Genomic DNA, 16,387 nt, shown 5'->3' with positions numbered 1-16,387 from the left:
TCGGCTCCGGTCGGATCCCGGTCAGACCCCGAGCAGGTCCACGACGAAGATCAGCGTCTCGCCGGGCTTGATCGCCGGGGCGGGGCTCTGGTTGCCGTAGGCGAGGTGCGCGGGGATGGTCAGCTGACGGCGGCCGCCGACCTTCATGCCCTGCACGCCGAGGTCCCAGCCCTTGATGACCCGGCCGCCGCCCAGCGGGAAGCGGAACGGCGTGCCACGGTTCCAGCTGGCGTCGAACTCCTCGCCGGTGCTGAAGGCGACACCGACGTAGTGCACGGTGACGGTCTGGCCCGCCTGCGCCACCTCGCCGTCGCCCTCCCAGATGTCCTTGATCTCGAGGTCCGCCGGGGGCTCGCCGCCCGGGAAGTCGATCTCGGGCTTGTCGATGCTCACGTCTGTAGCTCCTGCTTGTCTCGAAAAGGCAACGTGCACAGTCTTACATCCCGGACGGCGTCACGACGCCGCGAGGATGTCCACCGAGAAGACCATCGTGGAGTCCTTCTCGATGCCGCTGCCACTCGGCGGGTTGTCGCCGTACCCCAGGTCCGGCGGGACGACGATGACGACGCGGCTGCCGACCTTCTTGCCGGTCAGACCCTGCGACCAGCCCTTGACGACCTGCTGGAGCGAGAACGACGTCGGCGCGCTGCGGGTGTAGCTGGAGTCGAACTCCTTGCCGGTGTCCCAGACGACGCCCTTGTACTGCACGACCACGCTGGCGTCCGCCGCGACCACCGGGCCGTCGCCCTCGATGACGTAGTTCGCCACGAGCTTCTTCGGCGGGGCGGCCTTGGGAATATCCATGGAGGGCGACTTGCCGTCGGTGTTGGTGCCGACCTTGGGCAGCGCGGCGTCGTCCTGCGGGACCTCCTTGCCCTTGGCGGAGCTCTTCCCGTTGAACGTGCCCTGGAGGTCGACGACGAAGACCAGCGTGTCGGTGCCCTTGATGCCGGCCTGCGGCTGGCCCTCCTTGCCGTATCCCCAGGTCGGCGGGACGGCCAGCTCGACACGGCTGCCGACCTTCTTGCCGGCCAGTCCGTAGCGCCAGCCGTCGATGATGCCGCCCGGGGCGAGCTGGATGAACAGCGGCGTCTTGCGGTCGTAGGAGTTGTCGAAGACCTTGCCGGTGTCCCAGATCTGGCCGAGGTAGTGGGCCCAGATGTAGTCCTTCTCCGCGACGGTCTGGCCGCCGCCGGCGATCAGCGTCTTGACCGCGAGCTGGTCGGAGGGGGCGCCACTGCCCCTGGCGACCGTCGGCTTCTCCCCGAACTTCGTGCCCGCGGTGACGGCCGGCAGCGGGCCGTCGACGATCTTCGGCGCGGGCGCGGCGGAGCCGTCCGAGGCGGAGGGCGACGCGTTGCCGTCGGCCGCGCTCGAGGAGTCGGACCCGTCGTCGCCGCACCCGGCGAGCGTGACCAGTCCTGCGGGAACGGCGGCGAGAAGGAGTGAGCGTCGGCGCACGGTGGGGGCCTCGTAATCGGTCGATCTTGTGGATGGCGTGCGCGCAACTCTACGGCGTGAGAAGGGCGCCGTACGGGAAACGTACGGCGCCCGTGTTGCGTTCCGGCACGCATGGCCGGATCGCGTGGCTCACATTCCGGCGATCAGTTTCTCCACCCGGTCGTCCACCGAACGGAACGGGTCCTTGCACAAAACGGTGCGCTGTGCCTGGTCGTTGAGCTTCAGGTGAACCCAGTCGACCGTGAAGTCACGGCGCTGTTCCTGGGCCCGGCGGATGAAGTCGCCGCGCAGCCTGGCCCGAGTGGTCTGCGGGGGAACCGACTTGCCCTCGAAGATCTTCAAGTCGTTGCAGATCCGGGTGGCTTGGCCCTTCTTCTCCAGCAGGTAGTACAGCCCACGACGGCGGTGGATGTCGTGGTAGGCGAGGTCTATCTGCGCCACCCGCGGATGCGACATGGTCATGTTGTGCTTGGCCCGGTACCGCTCGATGAGCTTGTACTTCATCACCCAGTCGATCTCGGTGCCGATGCGGTCGAGGTCCTCGGTCTCGATCGCGTCCAGGGTGCGGCCCCACAGCTCCAGGACCTGCTCGACGGTGCCGGTGCGGATGCCTCGGCGCTCGCAGAAGTCCACGGCCTTCTCGTAGTACTCGCGCTGCACCTCCAGCGCGGAGGCCTCGCGGCCGCTGGCCAGGCGCACCTTGCGCCGGCCGGTGATGTCGTGGCTGACCTCGCGGATCGCCCGGATCGGGTTCTCCAGGGTCAGGTCACGCATCACGGTGCCCGCCTCGATCATGCGCAGCACCAGATCGGTGGCACCGACCTTCAGCAGCATCGTCGTCTCGGACATGTTCGAGTCGCCCACGATGACGTGCAGCCGGCGGTAGCGCTCGGCGTCCGCGTGCGGTTCGTCGCGGGTGTTGATGATGGGTCGCGAACGGGTCGTCGCCGAGGAGACGCCCTCCCAGATGTGCTCCGCGCGCTGGCTGACGCAGTACACGGCCCCGCGGGGCGTCTGCAGCACCTTGCCGGCGCCGCACAGCAGCTGCCGGGTCACCAGGAACGGGATCAGGATGTCCGCGAGCCGGGAGAACTCCCCGTGCCGGGCCACCAGGTAGTTCTCGTGGCAACCGTAGGAGTTGCCCGCCGAGTCGGTGTTGTTCTTGAAGAGGTAGACGTCGCCCGCGATTCCTTCCTCGTGCAGGCGTCGTTCCGCGTCCACCAGGAGTCCTTCGAGAATGCGCTCGCCGGCCTTGTCGTGGGTGACCAGTTCGGTCACGTTGTCGCATTCGGGTGTGGCGTATTCCGGATGCGATCCCACGTCGAGATAGAGGCGGGCGCCGTTCCGCAGAAAGACATTGCTGCTTCGGCCCCATGACACGACACGGCGGAAGAGGTACCGCGCCACCTCGTCAGGCGACAGGCGGCGCTGTCCCCTGAACGTGCACGTGACGCCGTACTCGTTCTCCAGCCCGAAAATGCGGCGGTCCATGACTGAACATTACGCCCGATCCCTCGAACTGAAACGGGGTTCGACGGCACGGTTCGGATCATTTTCCGATGAAGCCGCAACCACCGCACTCCCGGCGGGAGCTGCGAGTACCCGCTGCGTGGCCACCAGAACCAGCAGCGACACGGCCCCCGCCGCAGCCGGTACGGCGAACCCCCACGACGCCCCGCCGGCCTCGACGACGGGCCCCGCGAGGCCTGTTCCGAGCGAGTGACCGACGGTGAACGTCGTCACCAGCCAGGAGAACGCCTCGGTGACCGTGCCACGCGGCGCGTGCCGGTCGACGATGACGAAGGCGCAGGCGATGGCGGGCGCGAGGAACACACCGGCGAGCACGGTGAGCCCCACCATGGCCACGGCGCCCGGCATCAGCGTCAGCGGCAGGTAACACACCGCCAGCAAGGCCACCAGGACACGCAGTCGCCGCTCGGGCACACCCGGCCACGGCCGCGCCCCGTACACGACCCCGCCGAGGAGCGCCCCGAGCCCCAGTGCCGCCATCAGCCAGCCGTACACCACGTCACCGCCGTGGTCGTCCGCGTACGGCACGGAGGCGACGGTGATGGAGCCGAGCGCGATGCCCACGAACAGGAAGGCGGCGAGCAGCGCCAGCAGCCCGGGCGAGCGCAGGGCGCCGAGCCAGTGCGCCTCACGCGGAGCCGAGCGCCACGCGCGCGAGGGCGGCGAGACGACCACCGACAGCGCCCCGAGCACCCCGACGGCGTTCAGCACGAGCAGCGCGGCCTGCGCCGACCACAGCGACACGCACAGGGTCACCAGCAGCGGACCGACCGTGAACATCACCTCCTGCGCCACGGCGTCCATCGCGTACGCCGTGTGGACCTGGTCCTCACGGCGCAGCACCGAGGGCCACAGCGCCCGCAGGCCGCCCTCCAGGGGAGGTGTGAACAGCCCGGCGGCCGCCACGGCGGCGTACGCCACCGGCAGCGGTTCGACGCCGACGAGGGCGAAGACGGCCATCGCGAGGGCCGAGACGAGCACCGCGGGGAGCTGGACGCGCGGCTGGCCGCGCAGATCGACGAGGCGTCCGAGCACGGGCTGCCCGACGGCGTTGGCGACGCCGTAGACGGCCGCCAGCGCGCCCGCGAGGCTGTACGTGCCACCCTCGGCCCGTACGAACAGCACGATCGCGATGGCGGCCGTGGCGTTGGGCAGCCGGCCCACGAGCGTGCCCACCAGCAGGCGCGCCGCATGCCTCGTCGCGAGGATCTCCCGGTATCCCGCGGCCAATGTCCCGCCTCCGTCTGCTCGCCCCGGCCCGAGGCGGGGCGCCGCACACGGGTTTTACGTATAACGTGTCTTGTCATACATACCATGTGCGCTGTTCACACGTCCAGAGTCCACATGACAGACGAAAGAGCAGGCCGACGGTGGCACGAGGTAGCACGCGCCCGACCAGCCGTGACGTCGCCCAGGCCGCGGGAGTGTCGCAGGCCGCGGTCTCCCTGGTCCTCGGCGACAAGTGGCGCGGCCGGGTCTCCGAGGCCACGGCGCAGCGCGTACGGGACGCCGCGCGGGAGCTGGACTACCGGCCCAACCTCGCCGCCCGCAACCTCCGCCTCGGCCGCACCCGCACCGTCCTGCTCGTCGTCCCCGCGCTGACCACCGAATTCTTCGCCGGCGTGTACACGGGCGCGGCCCGGGTCGCCGCCGACCACGGCTTCGGCGTCGTGCTCTACCCCTCCCCCGAGGGCGTCGGTCCCGCCCGCGACCCCTTCGCCTCCGCCCAGGCCGCCCTGGACGGCGTCCTGGCCTCCTCCATGGCCGCCGACGCCGTCACCGCCATCCGCGGCGAGCGGCTGCCGCTGGTCATGCTGGACAGCGACCCCTCCGGCAGCCTCGGCGCGGCCACCGTCAACCTGGACATCGTCGACGGCACCCGGCAGATCGCCGACCACCTGCTGGGTCTCGGCCACCGGCGCTTCCTGCACCTGGCGGCGGACGTACCGTCCTGGACGTTCGAGGTACGCGCGCGTGAGCTGGCCGCGCGCGTGGCCGCCGTGCCCGGCACCTCGGTGCGCACCGCCCGCACCCCGATGACGATCGAAGGCGCCCTGGCCGCCGCCGAGGCCGCCCTGGAGGCCCCCGGCCCCCTGCCCACCGCCGTGGTCTGCGACGACGACAAGCTGGCAGCCGGCGCCTACAAGGCACTGCGCCGACGCGGACTGCGCGTCCCCGACGACGTCTCCGTCACCGGCGTCGACGACATCGCCCTGGCCGGCGCCCTGGACCCCGAACTGACGACCGTCCGACTGGACGCCGAGCTGTTCGGGGAACGGGGCATGCGGGCCCTCCTGGCCGTCCTGGACGGCCGCACACCGGACGAAGGGGACATCCCCGTCCAACTCGTAGTCCGGGGCTCCACGGCGCCGCCAGGGGCCCTCTGAGACGCCTGTGCCCCGGCCGTCGCGACGGCCGGGGCACAGCAGGAGCGTGGGGCTACTTCTCGTCCGACTCCTCGGAGCTCTCCGCCTCCGTGGCCGCGCCGCCGGCCTCCAGCAGCCGGGCGAGCTGGCGACCGACGATCCGCTTGAACTTCCGCTGCTGCGGCCGCGTACGGTCCAGCACCGCGACCTCCAGCCGCTCGGCGGGGATCTCCCGCTGGGTGCCGTTGGTGTCCCGCGACAGGGCCTGCACCGCCAGCTTCAGGGCCTCCGCCAGGCTCATGCCGTCCTGGTGACGCTGGTCCAGGTAGCTGCTGATCTGCTCGGCGTTACCGCCGACCGCGACCGAGCCGTGCTCGTCGACGATCGACCCGTCGTGCGGCAACCGGTAGATCTGGTCGCCGTCCGGGGTCTCCCCGACCTCGGCCACGACCAGCTCCACCTCGTACGGCTTCTCGCCCGCCGAGGAGAAGATCGTGCCGAGCGTCTGGGCGTACACGTTGGCCAGGCCACGCGCGGTCACGTCGTCCCGGTCGTAGGTGTAACCGCGCAGGTCCGCGTAGCGCACACCACCGATACGGAGGTTCTCGTACTCGTTGTACTTGCCGGCGGCCGCGAAACCGATCCGGTCGTAGATCTCGCTGAACTTGTGCAGCGCGCGGGACGGGTTCTCGCCGACGAACACGATGCCGTCGGCGTACTGCAGCACGACCAGGCTGCGTCCACGGGCGATGCCCTTGCGCGCGTACTCCGCGCGATCGGCCATCGCCTGCTGGGGTGAGACATAGAACGGCGTCGACACCGGTTATCCGTCCCTTTCTGTGGAAGTCACTCGATCACCTAGCCAACGGGAGCGGCCCGCTACAGCAGCGCGGCCCGCGGGCCGTCCGGCTGCTCCAGACGGCGCTCAAGGATCGAACGGGCGATCCCGGAGGACTCGTCCTCGGTGAGCCGGCGGAAGCCGTCCTCGGTGATCACGGTGACGATGGGGTAGATCCGGCGCGCGACATCGGGACCACCGGTCGCCGAGTCGTCGTCTGCCGCGTCGTACAGGGCCTGCACCACGAGCGTCGTCGCCTGCTCCTCGGTCAGGTCCTCCCGGAAGAGCTTCTTCATCGCGCCCCGCGCGAAGATCGAGCCCGAGCCGGTCGCCGCGTAGTTCTGCTCCTCGGAGCGGCCACCGGTGACGTCGTACGAGAAGATCCGACCCTTGCCCCGGTCCACGTCGTACCCCGCGAAGAGCGGCACCACGGCCAGGCCCTGCATGGCCATGCCGAGGTTGGAGCGGATCATGGTCGACAGCCGGTTCGCCTTGCCCTCGAGCGAGAGCTGCGCGCCCTCCACCTTCTCGAAGTGCTCCAGCTCCAGCTGGAAGAGCTTGACCATCTCCACGGCCAGGCCGGCGGTGCCGGCGATGCCGACGGCCGAGTACTCGTCGGCCGGGAACACCTTCTCGATGTCCCGCTGAGCGATCACGTTGCCCATGGTGGCCCGACGGTCGCCGGCGAGCACCACACCGCCCGGGAACGTCACGGCCACGATCGTGGTGCCGTGCGGCGCCTCGATCACGCCCTGCGTCGGCGGCAACTGCCGGTTGCCGGGCAGCAGCTCCGGCTGGTGCTCGGAGAGAAAGTCCATGAAGGACGAGGACCCAGGCGTCAGGAAGGCAGCTGGTAGACGCCCGACGCCACGAGAGTTGGCTTCCACGAGTTTCCTTCCGGATGAGCCGAATTTCACAGTTGAAGCATCGGTATGGCAGGGACCTTACCCGGCTCGCGGCGGTGATCCACATGTGCGGCCGAAGCCTTGTGGCGGACCACCTGGCACCCGGTCGTCAGCACGAGGACCGGTGAACCCATGCCAGATCGCGGGTTCACCGGTCGCTCACACCCCCGCCCCCTCGAACCTTCGATTCGAAGGCAAAGATGGCTTACTGCCCACCCTTTTGCACGAAGCTCCGCACGAAGTCCTCGGCGTTCTCCTCAAGCACGTCGTCGATCTCGTCGAGAACCGAGTCGACGTCGTCGCTGAGCTTCTCGTGCCGCTCCTTGAGGTCCTCCGAAGCCTGCGCCTCCGCCGCCTGCTCCTCGACCTCCTCCGTGGAGCGCGTCGCCTTCTGCTGGCCGCCGCCGGTGTCCTTGGTCGCCATTACCCTCACCCCGCTCAGTTCGCCCGACATGGTCGACAGGTCGGCTTTCCTGCCGATCGGTGATGATCAGACCCTACAAGCCGGGTCCGACATCGGCCCCGTAGTTACCAGAACGTACGGGGGCCACCTCGATGATTCCCGGACGGCGGGGTTTCCACCCCGCTCGCCCGGGTCCGGCCGAGTACCCGTTCAGCCGCCCGACAAGACCCTGACCAGGTCTTCCGCCGTGCGGCAGCGGTCCAGCAGCTCCTTGACGTGATTTCGCGTTCCGCGAAGCGGTTCCAGGGTTGGAACGCGCTGGAGGCTGTCGCGGCCGGGCAGGTCGAAGATGACCGAGTCCCACGAGGCCGCGGCGACGTCGTCGGCGTACTGCTCCAGGCAGCGGCCGCGGAAGTACGCGCGCGTGTCCTCCGGCGGCTTGCTCTTGGCCCGCTCCACGTCGGCCTCGTCCAGCAGACGCTTCATGCGGCCGCGGGCCGCGAGACGGTTGTACAGGCCCTTCTCGGGCCGTACGTCGGCGTACTGGAGGTCGACCAGGTGCAGGCGTGCCGCGTCCCAGTCGAGGTCGTCACGGCGCCGGTAGCCCTCCATGAGCTCTCGCTTGGCGACCCAGTCCAGTTCCCCGGCGAGGCTCATCGGGTCGTTCTCCAGGCGGGTGAGAGTGTCCTCCCAGCGCGCCAGGACGTCCTTGGTCTGCGCGTCGGCGTCCGCGCCGAAGCGCTCCTCGACGTACTTGCGCGACAGCTCGAAGTACTCCATCTGCAACTGGACCGCGGTGAGTGTGCGGCCGCTGCGCAGGGTGACCAGACGCTTGAGCGACGGGTCGTGGGAGATCTGGTGCAGGGTGCGGACGGGCTGGTCGACGGCGAGGTCGACGGCGATGAAGCCGTCCTCGATCATCGACAGGACGAGGGCCGTCGTGCCGAGCTTGAGGTAGGTGGAGATCTCGGAGAGGTTCGCGTCCCCGATGATCACGTGCAGTCGGCGGTACTTCTCGGCGTCGGCGTGCGGCTCGTCGCGGGTGTTGATGATCGGGCGCTTGAGGGTGGTCTCCAGGCCGACCTCGACCTCGAAGTAGTCCGCGCGCTGGCTGAGCTGGAAGCCGTGCTCGTGGCCGTCCTGGCCGATGCCGACGCGACCGGCGCCGGCGAAGACCTGACGGGAGACGAAGAAGGGCGTGAGGTGGCGCACGATGTCGGAGAAGGCGGTCTCCCGCTTCATCAGGTAGTTCTCGTGCGTGCCGTAGGAGGCGCCCTTGTTGTCGGTGTTGTTCTTGTAGAGATGGATGGGCTGTGCGCCGGGGAGCGCGGCGGCGCGTTCGGCGGCCTCGGCCATGATCCGCTCGCCGGCCTTGTCCCAGAGGACGGCGTCGCGGGGATTGGTGACCTCGGGGGCGCTGTACTCGGGATGCGCGTGGTCGACGTAGAGACGGGCGCCGTTGGTGAGGATCACGTTGGCGAGCCCGATGTCCTCGTCGGTGAGCTGGCTGGCGTCGGCGGCCTCGCGGGCGAGGTCGAAGCCTCGCGCGTCCCGCAGCGGGTTCTCCTCCTCGAAGTCCCAGCGGGCCCGGCGGGCCCGGTGCATCGCCGCCGCGTAGGCGTTGACGATCTGGGACGAGGTGAGCATGGCATTGGCGTTCGGGTGGCCGGGGACGGAGATCCCGTACTCCGTCTCGATGCCCATTACTCGCCGTACGGTCATGCGGCCCTCCTTGCCCGGCGGCTCCCTCGGTCGTGGGCGCCGCTCAGATACCGCAGGTGCTCCGGTGCGTGTGCGGTGCCCGTCCCCGCACTGCGCGACCTGGCGGTACGGAAGAGCCTAGAACGCCTCTGCGCTGGTGGGGAGATCATTTGCGTCATTGCCTGCTCCAGCCGTGGCCCGAAAAGCAGTCGGCTGCGGGTACCCCGTAAAGGGCACCCGCAGCCGCCCTGTTTTTTACAGGTACTGTCCGGTGTTCGCCACCGTGTCGATGGAGCGTCCGGTGTCGGAGCCCTGCTTTCCGGTGATCAGGGTGCGGATGTAGACGATCCGCTCGCCCTTCTTTCCGGAGATCCGGGCCCAGTCGTCCGGGTTGGTGGTGTTCGGCAGGTCCTCGTTCTCCTTGAACTCGTCCACGCAGGCCTGGAGGAGGTGGGAGACGCGAAGGCCTTTCTGGTTCTTTTCCAGGAAGTCCTTGATCGCCATTTTCTTGGCGCGGCCCACGATGTTCTCGATCATGGCGCCGGAGTTGAAGTCCTTGAAGTAGAGAACTTCCTTGTCGCCGTTGGCGTAGGTGACTTCCAGGAAGCGGTTTTCCTCGGATTCGGCGTACATGTGCTCCACGGCCGTCTGGATCATGCTCTGGACGGTGGTGGTCTTGTCGCCGCCGTGCTCACCGAGGTCGTCCCCGTGGAGCGGGAGGCGCTCGGTGAGGTACTTGCCGAAGATGTCCTTGGCCGCCTCGGCGTCGGGACGCTCGATCTTGATCTTCACGTCGAGCCGACCGGGGCGCAGGATGGCGGGGTCGATCATGTCCTCGCGGTTGGAGGCGCCGATCACGACCACGTTCTGGAGGCCTTCCACGCCGTCGATCTCGGCGAGCAGCTGGGGGACGATGGTGTTCTCCACGTCCGAGCTGACACCGGAGCCACGGGTGCGGAAGAGGGATTCCATCTCGTCGAAGAAGACGATGACGGGCGTGCCCTCGCTGGCCTTCTCACGGGCCCGCTGGAAGACCAGGCGGATCTGCCGCTCGGTCTCGCCGACGTACTTGTTCAGGAGCTCGGGGCCCTTGATGTTGAGGAAGAAGCTCTTGCCGGCGGCCTGGCCGGTGACCTCGGCGACCTTCTTGGCCAGCGAGTTGGCGACGGCCTTGGCGATCAGCGTCTTTCCGCATCCGGGGGGCCCGTACAGCAGGACGCCCTTCGGCGGCCGCAGTTCGTGCTCCTTGAACAGGTCGGGGTAGAGGTAGGGGAGCTCGACCGCGTCGCGGATGGCTTCGATCTGGCCGCCGAGGCCGCCGATCTGCTCGTAGCCGATGTCCGGGACCTCTTCGAGGACGAGTTCCTCGACCTCGCTCTTGGGGACGATCTCGTAGACGTAGCCGGAGCGGGGTTCGAGCAGCAGGGCGTCGCCGGGGCGGATGGTGACGTCCAGCAGCGGCTCGGCGAGCCGTACCACCCGTTCCTCGTCGGTGTGCCCGAGCACCAGGGCGCGCTCGCCGTCCTCGAGGATCTCCTTGAGGGTGACGATGTCCCCGACGCGCTCGAACTCCATGGCCTCGACCACATTGAGCGCTTCGTTCAGCATCACTTCCTGGCCGCGCCTGAGCTCGTCGAGCTCGACGCTGGGGCTGACGTTCACCCGGAGCTTGCGGCCACCGGTGAAGATGTCGGCCGTACCGTCCTCGTTCGCCGCGAGGAAGACACCGAAGCCGGCCGGTGGCTGGGCGAGCCGGTCGACCTCTTCCTTGAGGGCCACGATCTGGTCGCGGGCCTCGCGGAGCGTGTTGGCGAGTCGCTCGTTCTGGGCGGACACGCCGGCCAGGTTGGTCTGCAGCTCGACGATCCGCTCTTCGAGAATCCTCGTGTGTCGCGGAGAGTCGGCGAGCTTGCGTCGCAGGACGGCGATCTCCTGCTCAAGGTAGGCGATCTGCCCGGCCGGGTCGTCGGACCCTCGTCCCGGGCGGATGCCGCGGTTCATGTCGTCGTCGTGGGCTGCCACGGTCCTCACCTCCTCCAAGGGGAGCTGGACGCTTCCAGACCCTACCTGGGCGGGTGTCGATTGAAACCCCTAGATCAGAAACACTGTCGGGGTGTGTCCGATCTTCACCCTTGCGCTCTCCCTCACGCCAGGGGGATACCCACCGAACATGATTGGAAAGCTGCCGGAGGTAGGGTCGAAGTGTTCAACACCCGTCAGAGCCTGCATCGTTCCCGTAGGGCTCGGCAGTAAACGGCAGGAGACATGAGCGTGCAGCAGGAGGCCGGTGTCGGTGGCGAGGCGCTGGAGGTCTGGATCGACCAGGATCTCTGTACCGGTGACGGCATCTGCGCCCAGTACGCGCCCGAGGTGTTCGAGCTGGACATCGACGGCTTGGCCTATGTGAAGGGGCCGGACGACGAGCTCTTGCAGGACAAGGGGGCCGCGACGCCGGTTCCGCTGCCGCTGCTGACGGACGTGGTGGACTCGGCGAAGGAGTGTCCGGGCGAGTGCATCCATGTGCGGCGGGTTTCGGACAGCGTGGAGGTCTACGGCCCTGACGCTGAGTGAGCGTTCGGGTTCAGCGCGTCACGGCTGTCTGATTTCTCACAGTGGGGTTGGCGTCGGTCAGACGCTGTGGGCTCCGGCGGGTGCCGAGCGGATGAACGCGCCGTCCTTCCACTGCCACTTGGCGCTGTCCTTCACGTCGGGGCAGCAACTGGGCACGTCGGCCGAGGAGTAGCCGAGCAATGCGGCGCGGACGGCGCCGTTGCCGACGGAGAGGCTCGTGACGGTGAGGCGGTCCTTGGGGTCGACGAGGGTGGCGACCACGCGCGCGCCGCTCGCTCCGGCGGCCTGGGTGAGGACGTAGACGCCGTCGGGCGGGGTGCCCATGGGTGAGTCGCAGTGGACGACGGCGACCGTTTCGGGCCTGCGGTCGCCGTCCAGGTCTCCGGTGGCCTGCTTCACCACGAGGGCCTTGACCGGGCCGCATTCGATCGGGAAGTCGACGCCGGTGGTGGCGGGGGCCGCGACGGTGACGGGCCCGGGCTCGGCGCCGGGGGTGGTGGGCTGGGCGGCCGTCGCGGGGCCGGGCTGGAGGACCGAGGAGAGGGCCACGACGCCGGCCACGGCGGTGGCGGTGGCGATCCAGTGGATCGGCCGGGCGTGGGTGTGTGCCAGTTCCGGGACGGCGGATTGCTGCACGAGGAGTTTCTCCTGTGAGGGCTGTGCCGGTGGGGGTGAGGTGGCCAGCATCGTGCCACACGTCACAGGCCGACGGAACGGCGGGGTGCGAGGTCGCACCGGAGGGGTGTCAAGGGGACAGCGTCGTGGCCGAGTTCCGGGCGCTCCCCGGGAACTCGGCCACGATGCCGGTGCGTTGACTGCGGCACGGGGTGTCTGTGGCGCAGGGCAGCGGTTGCCTCAGCGGGCGGTGCCTCCGTCGGCGTTGGGGCCGGCGTAGTCCTCGCCGTAGGCGCCCTTGGCGGGGCGGCGGCGGCGCATGGGCGGCTCGACGCCGTCGGCGAGGCGGCGGGCGGTGAGGAGGAAGCCGGTGTGGCCGATCATGCGGTGGTCCGGGCGGACGGCGAGGCCTTCGATGTGCCAGTTGCGGATCATCGTCTCCCAGGCGGTCGGCTCGTTGAAGCAGCCGATCTCCCGGATGGACTCCACGGTCCGGGCGAGCTGGGTGGTGGTCGCGACGTAGCAGCACAGGATGCCGCCGGGGACGAGCGCCTTGGAGACGGCCTCCAGGCACTCCCAGGGGGCGAGCATGTCGAGGATGACGCGGTCGACGTCCGTGTCGGAGAGGTTGTCCTGGAGGTCGCCGACGGTGAGCTGCCAGGCGGGGTGCGGGCCGCCGAAGTAGCGCTCCACGTTCTGCTGGGCGATCTCAGCGAAGTCCTCGCGGCGCTCGTAGCTGTGCAGCATGCCCTGGTCGCCGATGGCGCGCAGCAGGAAGCTGCTGAGCGAGCCGGAGCCGACGCCGGCCTCGACGACGCGCGCGCCGGGGAAGATGTCGGCGAAGGCGAGGATCTGCCCCGCGTCCTTGGGGTAGACGACGGCTGCCCCGCGGGGCATGGACAGGACGTAGTCGGGGAGCAGGGGGCGCAGCGCGAGGTAGGCGACGTTCCCGGTGGTGCGGACAACGCTGCCCTCGGGAGCGCCGATCAGTTCGTCGTGCGGGAAGGAACCCTTGTGGGTGTGGAAGTTCTTCCCGGCCTCGAGCGTGAACGTGTAGTGGCGGCCCTTGGGGTCGGTCAGCTGAACCTGGTCCCCGACCTTGAAGGGCCCGCGCCTGCGGGCGGCACCGGTCGGTTCGGACATGTGACCAGCCTACCGGGGTTTGCGGGGGCCGCCGACCACCAGGGCAGGGGGGCCGCCGGGCCGCCTGAGGGGCGGGATGTCAGGAGGGCCGGGCCATCGCCTTGACGAAGGCGCGCTCGACGTCGGCCGCGGACAGGACGCCGTAGATCTCGCCGGTCTCCTCGACGACCAGGTACTCGGTGGCGGGGGTCGCGCGCAGGGCGTCGAGGAGGTCCTCTCCGGCCAGTTCGGCGGAGAGACGCATGCCGTCGGTGAGGTCCTGGGCGAGGCCGCTGACGGCGACCCAGGGGCGGCGGTGCTCGGGGACGCCGACGATGGCGGCCTCGCGGACCAGGGAGAGGGGTTCGCCGTGGGCGTCGACGACGACGAGGGCGCGGGCGCCGGCGTCGTTGGCGCGGCGCAGGGCCTCGGAGAGCGGGGTGTCGGACTCGACGGGGACGGCGCGACGGGTGAGGTTGCGGGCGCGCAGTTCGGGGAGGTGCTCGCGCAGGCGGGCCATGCGCAGGCTGTTGCCGGCGCCGGTCCAGATGATCGCGGCGAGGATGGCGGCGAGCAGGGCGTCCATGACGGTGTCCATGCCGACGCTGTCCTCGGCGGAGGCGCCGAGCGCCCCGGACTGGGTGAGCAGGGGCAGTCCGACGAGGACGGAGACGGCGAGGGCGCGGCCGACCCAGGCGGCGGCGACGGTGCCGCTCATGGGCTTGCCGGTGATCTTCCAGACGACGGCGCGGAGCATGCGGCCGCCGTCGAGGGGGAGGCCGGGGAGGAGGTTGAAGACCGCCACGATGAGGTTGGAGATCATCAGGCCGGCCAGCAGGACGCCGGGGACCGTGCCGGGCTCGACGGGTTGCAGGGCGAGGTAGAAGAGGCCGGACAGGACGAGGGAGAGCAGGGGGCCGACGAAGGCCAGCCAGAACTCCCGGCCTGGGGTCTCGGCCTCCTTCTCGATCTCGGAGACACCGCCGAAGAACTGGAGCTGGATGCGGCGCACGGGGAGTTTGAAGCGGAGGGCGGCGACCGTGTGGGCCAGTTCGTGGACGAGGACGGAGGCGTAGAAGGCGACCGCGAAGAAGAGGGAGACCAGGTAGCGGGCGGCGCCGAGTTCGGGCAGCACGCGGTCGAGCTGGCCGCCGAACACCCAGGTGATCAGGATGGCGACGAGGAACCAGCTGGGCGCGACGTAGACGGGTACGCCGAAGGGGCGGCCCATGAGCAGGCCGCCTCGGGGCTCCGGGGGGCGGTGGGGCGGCCGGGTCTTGGTGGGGGTGTCGGCTCCGGTGGCCGGGGTGCCGGCGGTTCCGGCGGTGTCGGGCGCGGAGCCTGCGGTCGGCGGGGTGCCGTCCGGGTCCTGGTGCGCGGGCTCCTTGCTTGACGTGTCCGTGCTGGCCTCGGTGTCCTTCCCGTCCGTGGCAGTCGCAGCGTCCTTCCCGTCCGTGGCGGTCGCGCCTTCCTGGCCGTCCCTGCCGGTCTTGCCGTCCTGGCCGGTCGGCGTCGGGGCGGGTGTGGCCGGCGGGGTGTCGGCGGGCTGCTCGGCGGTGGGGGTGTCGGGCCGGGCCGCAGGTGTGGTGGGGCGCTCGGCCGACTCGTCCCTGTCCGGCCGCGGCCGCCCGCTCCCGCCGCTTTCCACCACGGTGTCCCCTTGTTCGAAGCGTCTCCCGCGCCTGCCGGACGGGAGGGTCTGGGACCGATGGTATGCGGCCGTCGGGGGGTGTTACGCCCCGGCACCCCTGTGTTTTCCCGGTGGTGCGCGGTGCCGGGGTCGCGGTGGGGTCACTGTCAGTGGCGGGCCGTAAGGTCTGTGGGCATGGAGAGCAGCAGCGAAGGTGTCGTCCGCGCGGACGACGGGGGTGTCGTGGAGGCGCAGCCGCGGGTGGCGGTACCGGATGCGGGGGTCGCCGCGTCCGGGCGGGCACCCGCCGAGGAGGCCGTCGTCGCGACCGCGCCCGCCTCGCTGTCTCCCTCGCGGGCGAGCGACTTCATGCAGTGTCCGTTGCTGTACCGGTTCCGGGTCATCGACCGGCTCCCGGAGAAGCCGAGCCCGGCGGCCACGAAGGGGACGCTGGTGCACGCGGTCCTCGAGCGGCTGTTCGACGCTCCGGCGGCCGAGCGGACCGCGCCGCGGGCCAAGTCGCTGATCCCCGGGCAGTGGGATCGGCTGCGGGAGTCCCGGCCGGAGGTCGTGGAGCTGTTCGCCGACGATCCGGAGGGCGAGCGGCTGGCGGGCTGGCTGGCGGAGGCGGAGCAGCTGGTCGAGCGGTGGTTCACGCTGGAGGACCCGACCCGGCTGGAGCCCGCCGAGCGGGAGCTGTTCGTGCAGGCCGAGCTGGAGTCGGGGCTGACGCTGCGCGGGATCATCGACCGGGTCGACGTGGCGTCCACCGGCGAGGTGCGGATCGTCGACTACAAGACCGGCAAGGCGCCCCGGCCGGAATACGCCGAAGGGGCGCTGTTCCAGATGAAGTTCTACGCGCTGGTCGTCTGGCGTCTGAAGAGGGTGATCCCGCGACGGCTGCAACTGGTGTACCTGGGCAGCGGGGACGTGCTGACCTACGATCCCGTCCTCGCGGACCTGGAGCGGGTCGAGCGCAAGCTGTTGGCGCTGTGGGAGGCGATCCGGCTGGCGACGGAGACGGGTGACTGGCGGCCGCGGCCGACGAAGCTGTGCGGCTGGTGCGACCACCAGGCGCATTGCCCGGAGTTCGGCGGCACTCCCCCGCCGTATCCGCTGCCGGTGCGCGCGGCAGGAGCGGAGGCGTCGGCTCCGGCGGGCGAGTGATGACGGCCCGCGGCGGAAAGTCGTGGTTCCGGCCATTGTCCGGCGCGGTCCTGTCCTGATCGGGTGAGGGCGGCCGAG

15 protein-coding genes are annotated in these 16,387 nt (G+C 70.0%); 3 read left to right on the top strand and 12 right to left on the bottom strand.

What is annotated here, in order from left to right; translation table 11 throughout:
• Window positions 1-21: 21 nt before the first annotated feature.
• The 4 genes from ALMP_RS06730 to ALMP_RS06715 form a co-directional block, all read right to left on the bottom strand.
• On the bottom strand, window positions 22-393 hold the full coding sequence (locus ALMP_RS06730) for an FKBP-type peptidyl-prolyl cis-trans isomerase (protein ID WP_264925301.1): 372 nt from the start codon (window positions 391-393) through the stop codon (window positions 22-24).
• 60 nt (window positions 394-453) lie between these two features.
• Window positions 454-1,461, bottom strand: a complete 1,008-nt coding sequence (locus tag ALMP_RS06725) for an FKBP-type peptidyl-prolyl cis-trans isomerase (protein WP_264925300.1) — start codon at window positions 1,459-1,461, stop codon at window positions 454-456.
• A gap of 129 nt (window positions 1,462-1,590) precedes the next feature.
• Window positions 1,591-2,952: a Pup--protein ligase gene (pafA, locus tag ALMP_RS06720; protein WP_055622880.1), complete on the bottom strand. Its 1,362-nt coding sequence runs from the start codon at window positions 2,950-2,952 to the stop codon at window positions 1,591-1,593.
• A 9-nt stretch (window positions 2,953-2,961) separates the two neighbouring features.
• Window positions 2,962-4,221: an MFS transporter gene (locus tag ALMP_RS06715; RefSeq protein ID WP_264925297.1), complete on the bottom strand. Its 1,260-nt coding sequence runs from the start codon at window positions 4,219-4,221 to the stop codon at window positions 2,962-2,964.
• A 140-nt stretch (window positions 4,222-4,361) separates the two neighbouring features.
• Here ALMP_RS06715 and ALMP_RS06710 point away from each other — a divergent pair, with 140 nt between their 5' ends.
• Window positions 4,362-5,378: a LacI family DNA-binding transcriptional regulator gene (locus ALMP_RS06710; RefSeq protein ID WP_264925296.1), complete on the top strand. Its 1,017-nt coding sequence runs from the start codon at window positions 4,362-4,364 to the stop codon at window positions 5,376-5,378.
• A gap of 52 nt (window positions 5,379-5,430) precedes the next feature.
• Here ALMP_RS06710 and prcA read toward each other — a convergent pair whose 3' ends face one another.
• From prcA to arc, 5 genes are all read right to left on the bottom strand, one after another.
• Complete coding sequence (gene prcA / locus ALMP_RS06705; protein ID WP_264925295.1) at window positions 5,431-6,177, bottom strand: proteasome subunit alpha; 747 nt, start codon at window positions 6,175-6,177, stop codon at window positions 5,431-5,433.
• Between the two features lie 59 nt (window positions 6,178-6,236).
• Window positions 6,237-7,082, bottom strand: a complete 846-nt coding sequence (prcB, locus tag ALMP_RS06700) for a proteasome subunit beta (protein ID WP_264925294.1) — start codon at window positions 7,080-7,082, stop codon at window positions 6,237-6,239.
• A gap of 223 nt (window positions 7,083-7,305) precedes the next feature.
• Entirely contained in the window at window positions 7,306-7,524 is a 219-nt protein-coding gene (locus tag ALMP_RS06695) for a ubiquitin-like protein Pup (protein WP_062154959.1), read from the bottom strand.
• Between the two features lie 189 nt (window positions 7,525-7,713).
• Window positions 7,714-9,225, bottom strand: a complete 1,512-nt coding sequence (gene dop, locus ALMP_RS06690) for a depupylase/deamidase Dop (protein WP_375803446.1) — start codon at window positions 9,223-9,225, stop codon at window positions 7,714-7,716.
• A 234-nt stretch (window positions 9,226-9,459) separates the two neighbouring features.
• Window positions 9,460-11,226: a proteasome ATPase gene (arc, locus tag ALMP_RS06685; RefSeq protein ID WP_264925293.1), complete on the bottom strand. Its 1,767-nt coding sequence runs from the start codon at window positions 11,224-11,226 to the stop codon at window positions 9,460-9,462.
• A 243-nt stretch (window positions 11,227-11,469) separates the two neighbouring features.
• On the opposite strand from arc, the gene ALMP_RS06680 reads away from it, so the two are divergent.
• Window positions 11,470-11,775, top strand: coding sequence for a ferredoxin (locus tag ALMP_RS06680; protein ID WP_264925292.1), 306 nt, complete (start codon window positions 11,470-11,472; stop codon window positions 11,773-11,775).
• A gap of 57 nt (window positions 11,776-11,832) precedes the next feature.
• Here ALMP_RS06680 and ALMP_RS06675 read toward each other — a convergent pair whose 3' ends face one another.
• The 3 genes from ALMP_RS06675 to ALMP_RS06665 all read right to left on the bottom strand — a co-directional run bounded on the left by ALMP_RS06675 (window position 11,833) and on the right by ALMP_RS06665 (window position 15,163).
• On the bottom strand, window positions 11,833-12,411 hold the full coding sequence (locus tag ALMP_RS06675; protein WP_264925291.1) for a hypothetical protein: 579 nt from the start codon (window positions 12,409-12,411) through the stop codon (window positions 11,833-11,835).
• Window positions 12,412-12,630: 219 nt separating this feature from the next.
• Window positions 12,631-13,533: a tRNA (adenine-N1)-methyltransferase gene (locus ALMP_RS06670; protein WP_023551928.1), complete on the bottom strand. Its 903-nt coding sequence runs from the start codon at window positions 13,531-13,533 to the stop codon at window positions 12,631-12,633.
• Between the two features lie 79 nt (window positions 13,534-13,612).
• Complete coding sequence (locus ALMP_RS06665) at window positions 13,613-15,163, bottom strand: site-2 protease family protein (protein ID WP_264925290.1); 1,551 nt, start codon at window positions 15,161-15,163, stop codon at window positions 13,613-13,615.
• A gap of 174 nt (window positions 15,164-15,337) precedes the next feature.
• On the opposite strand from ALMP_RS06665, the gene ALMP_RS06660 reads away from it, so the two are divergent.
• The gene (locus ALMP_RS06660; RefSeq protein ID WP_264925289.1) at window positions 15,338-16,309 is read left to right on the top strand and encodes a RecB family exonuclease; all 972 of its coding nucleotides are present in this window, start codon (window positions 15,338-15,340) and stop codon (window positions 16,307-16,309) included.
• Window positions 16,310-16,387 lie beyond the last annotated feature (78 nt).

The organism is Streptomyces sp. A012304, from assembly GCF_026008495.1.
Taxonomy (GTDB): domain Bacteria; phylum Actinomycetota; class Actinomycetes; order Streptomycetales; family Streptomycetaceae; genus Streptomyces.
The sequence above is the reverse complement of the archived record's forward strand: the minus strand, read 5'-3'. Positions and strand labels throughout refer to the sequence as shown.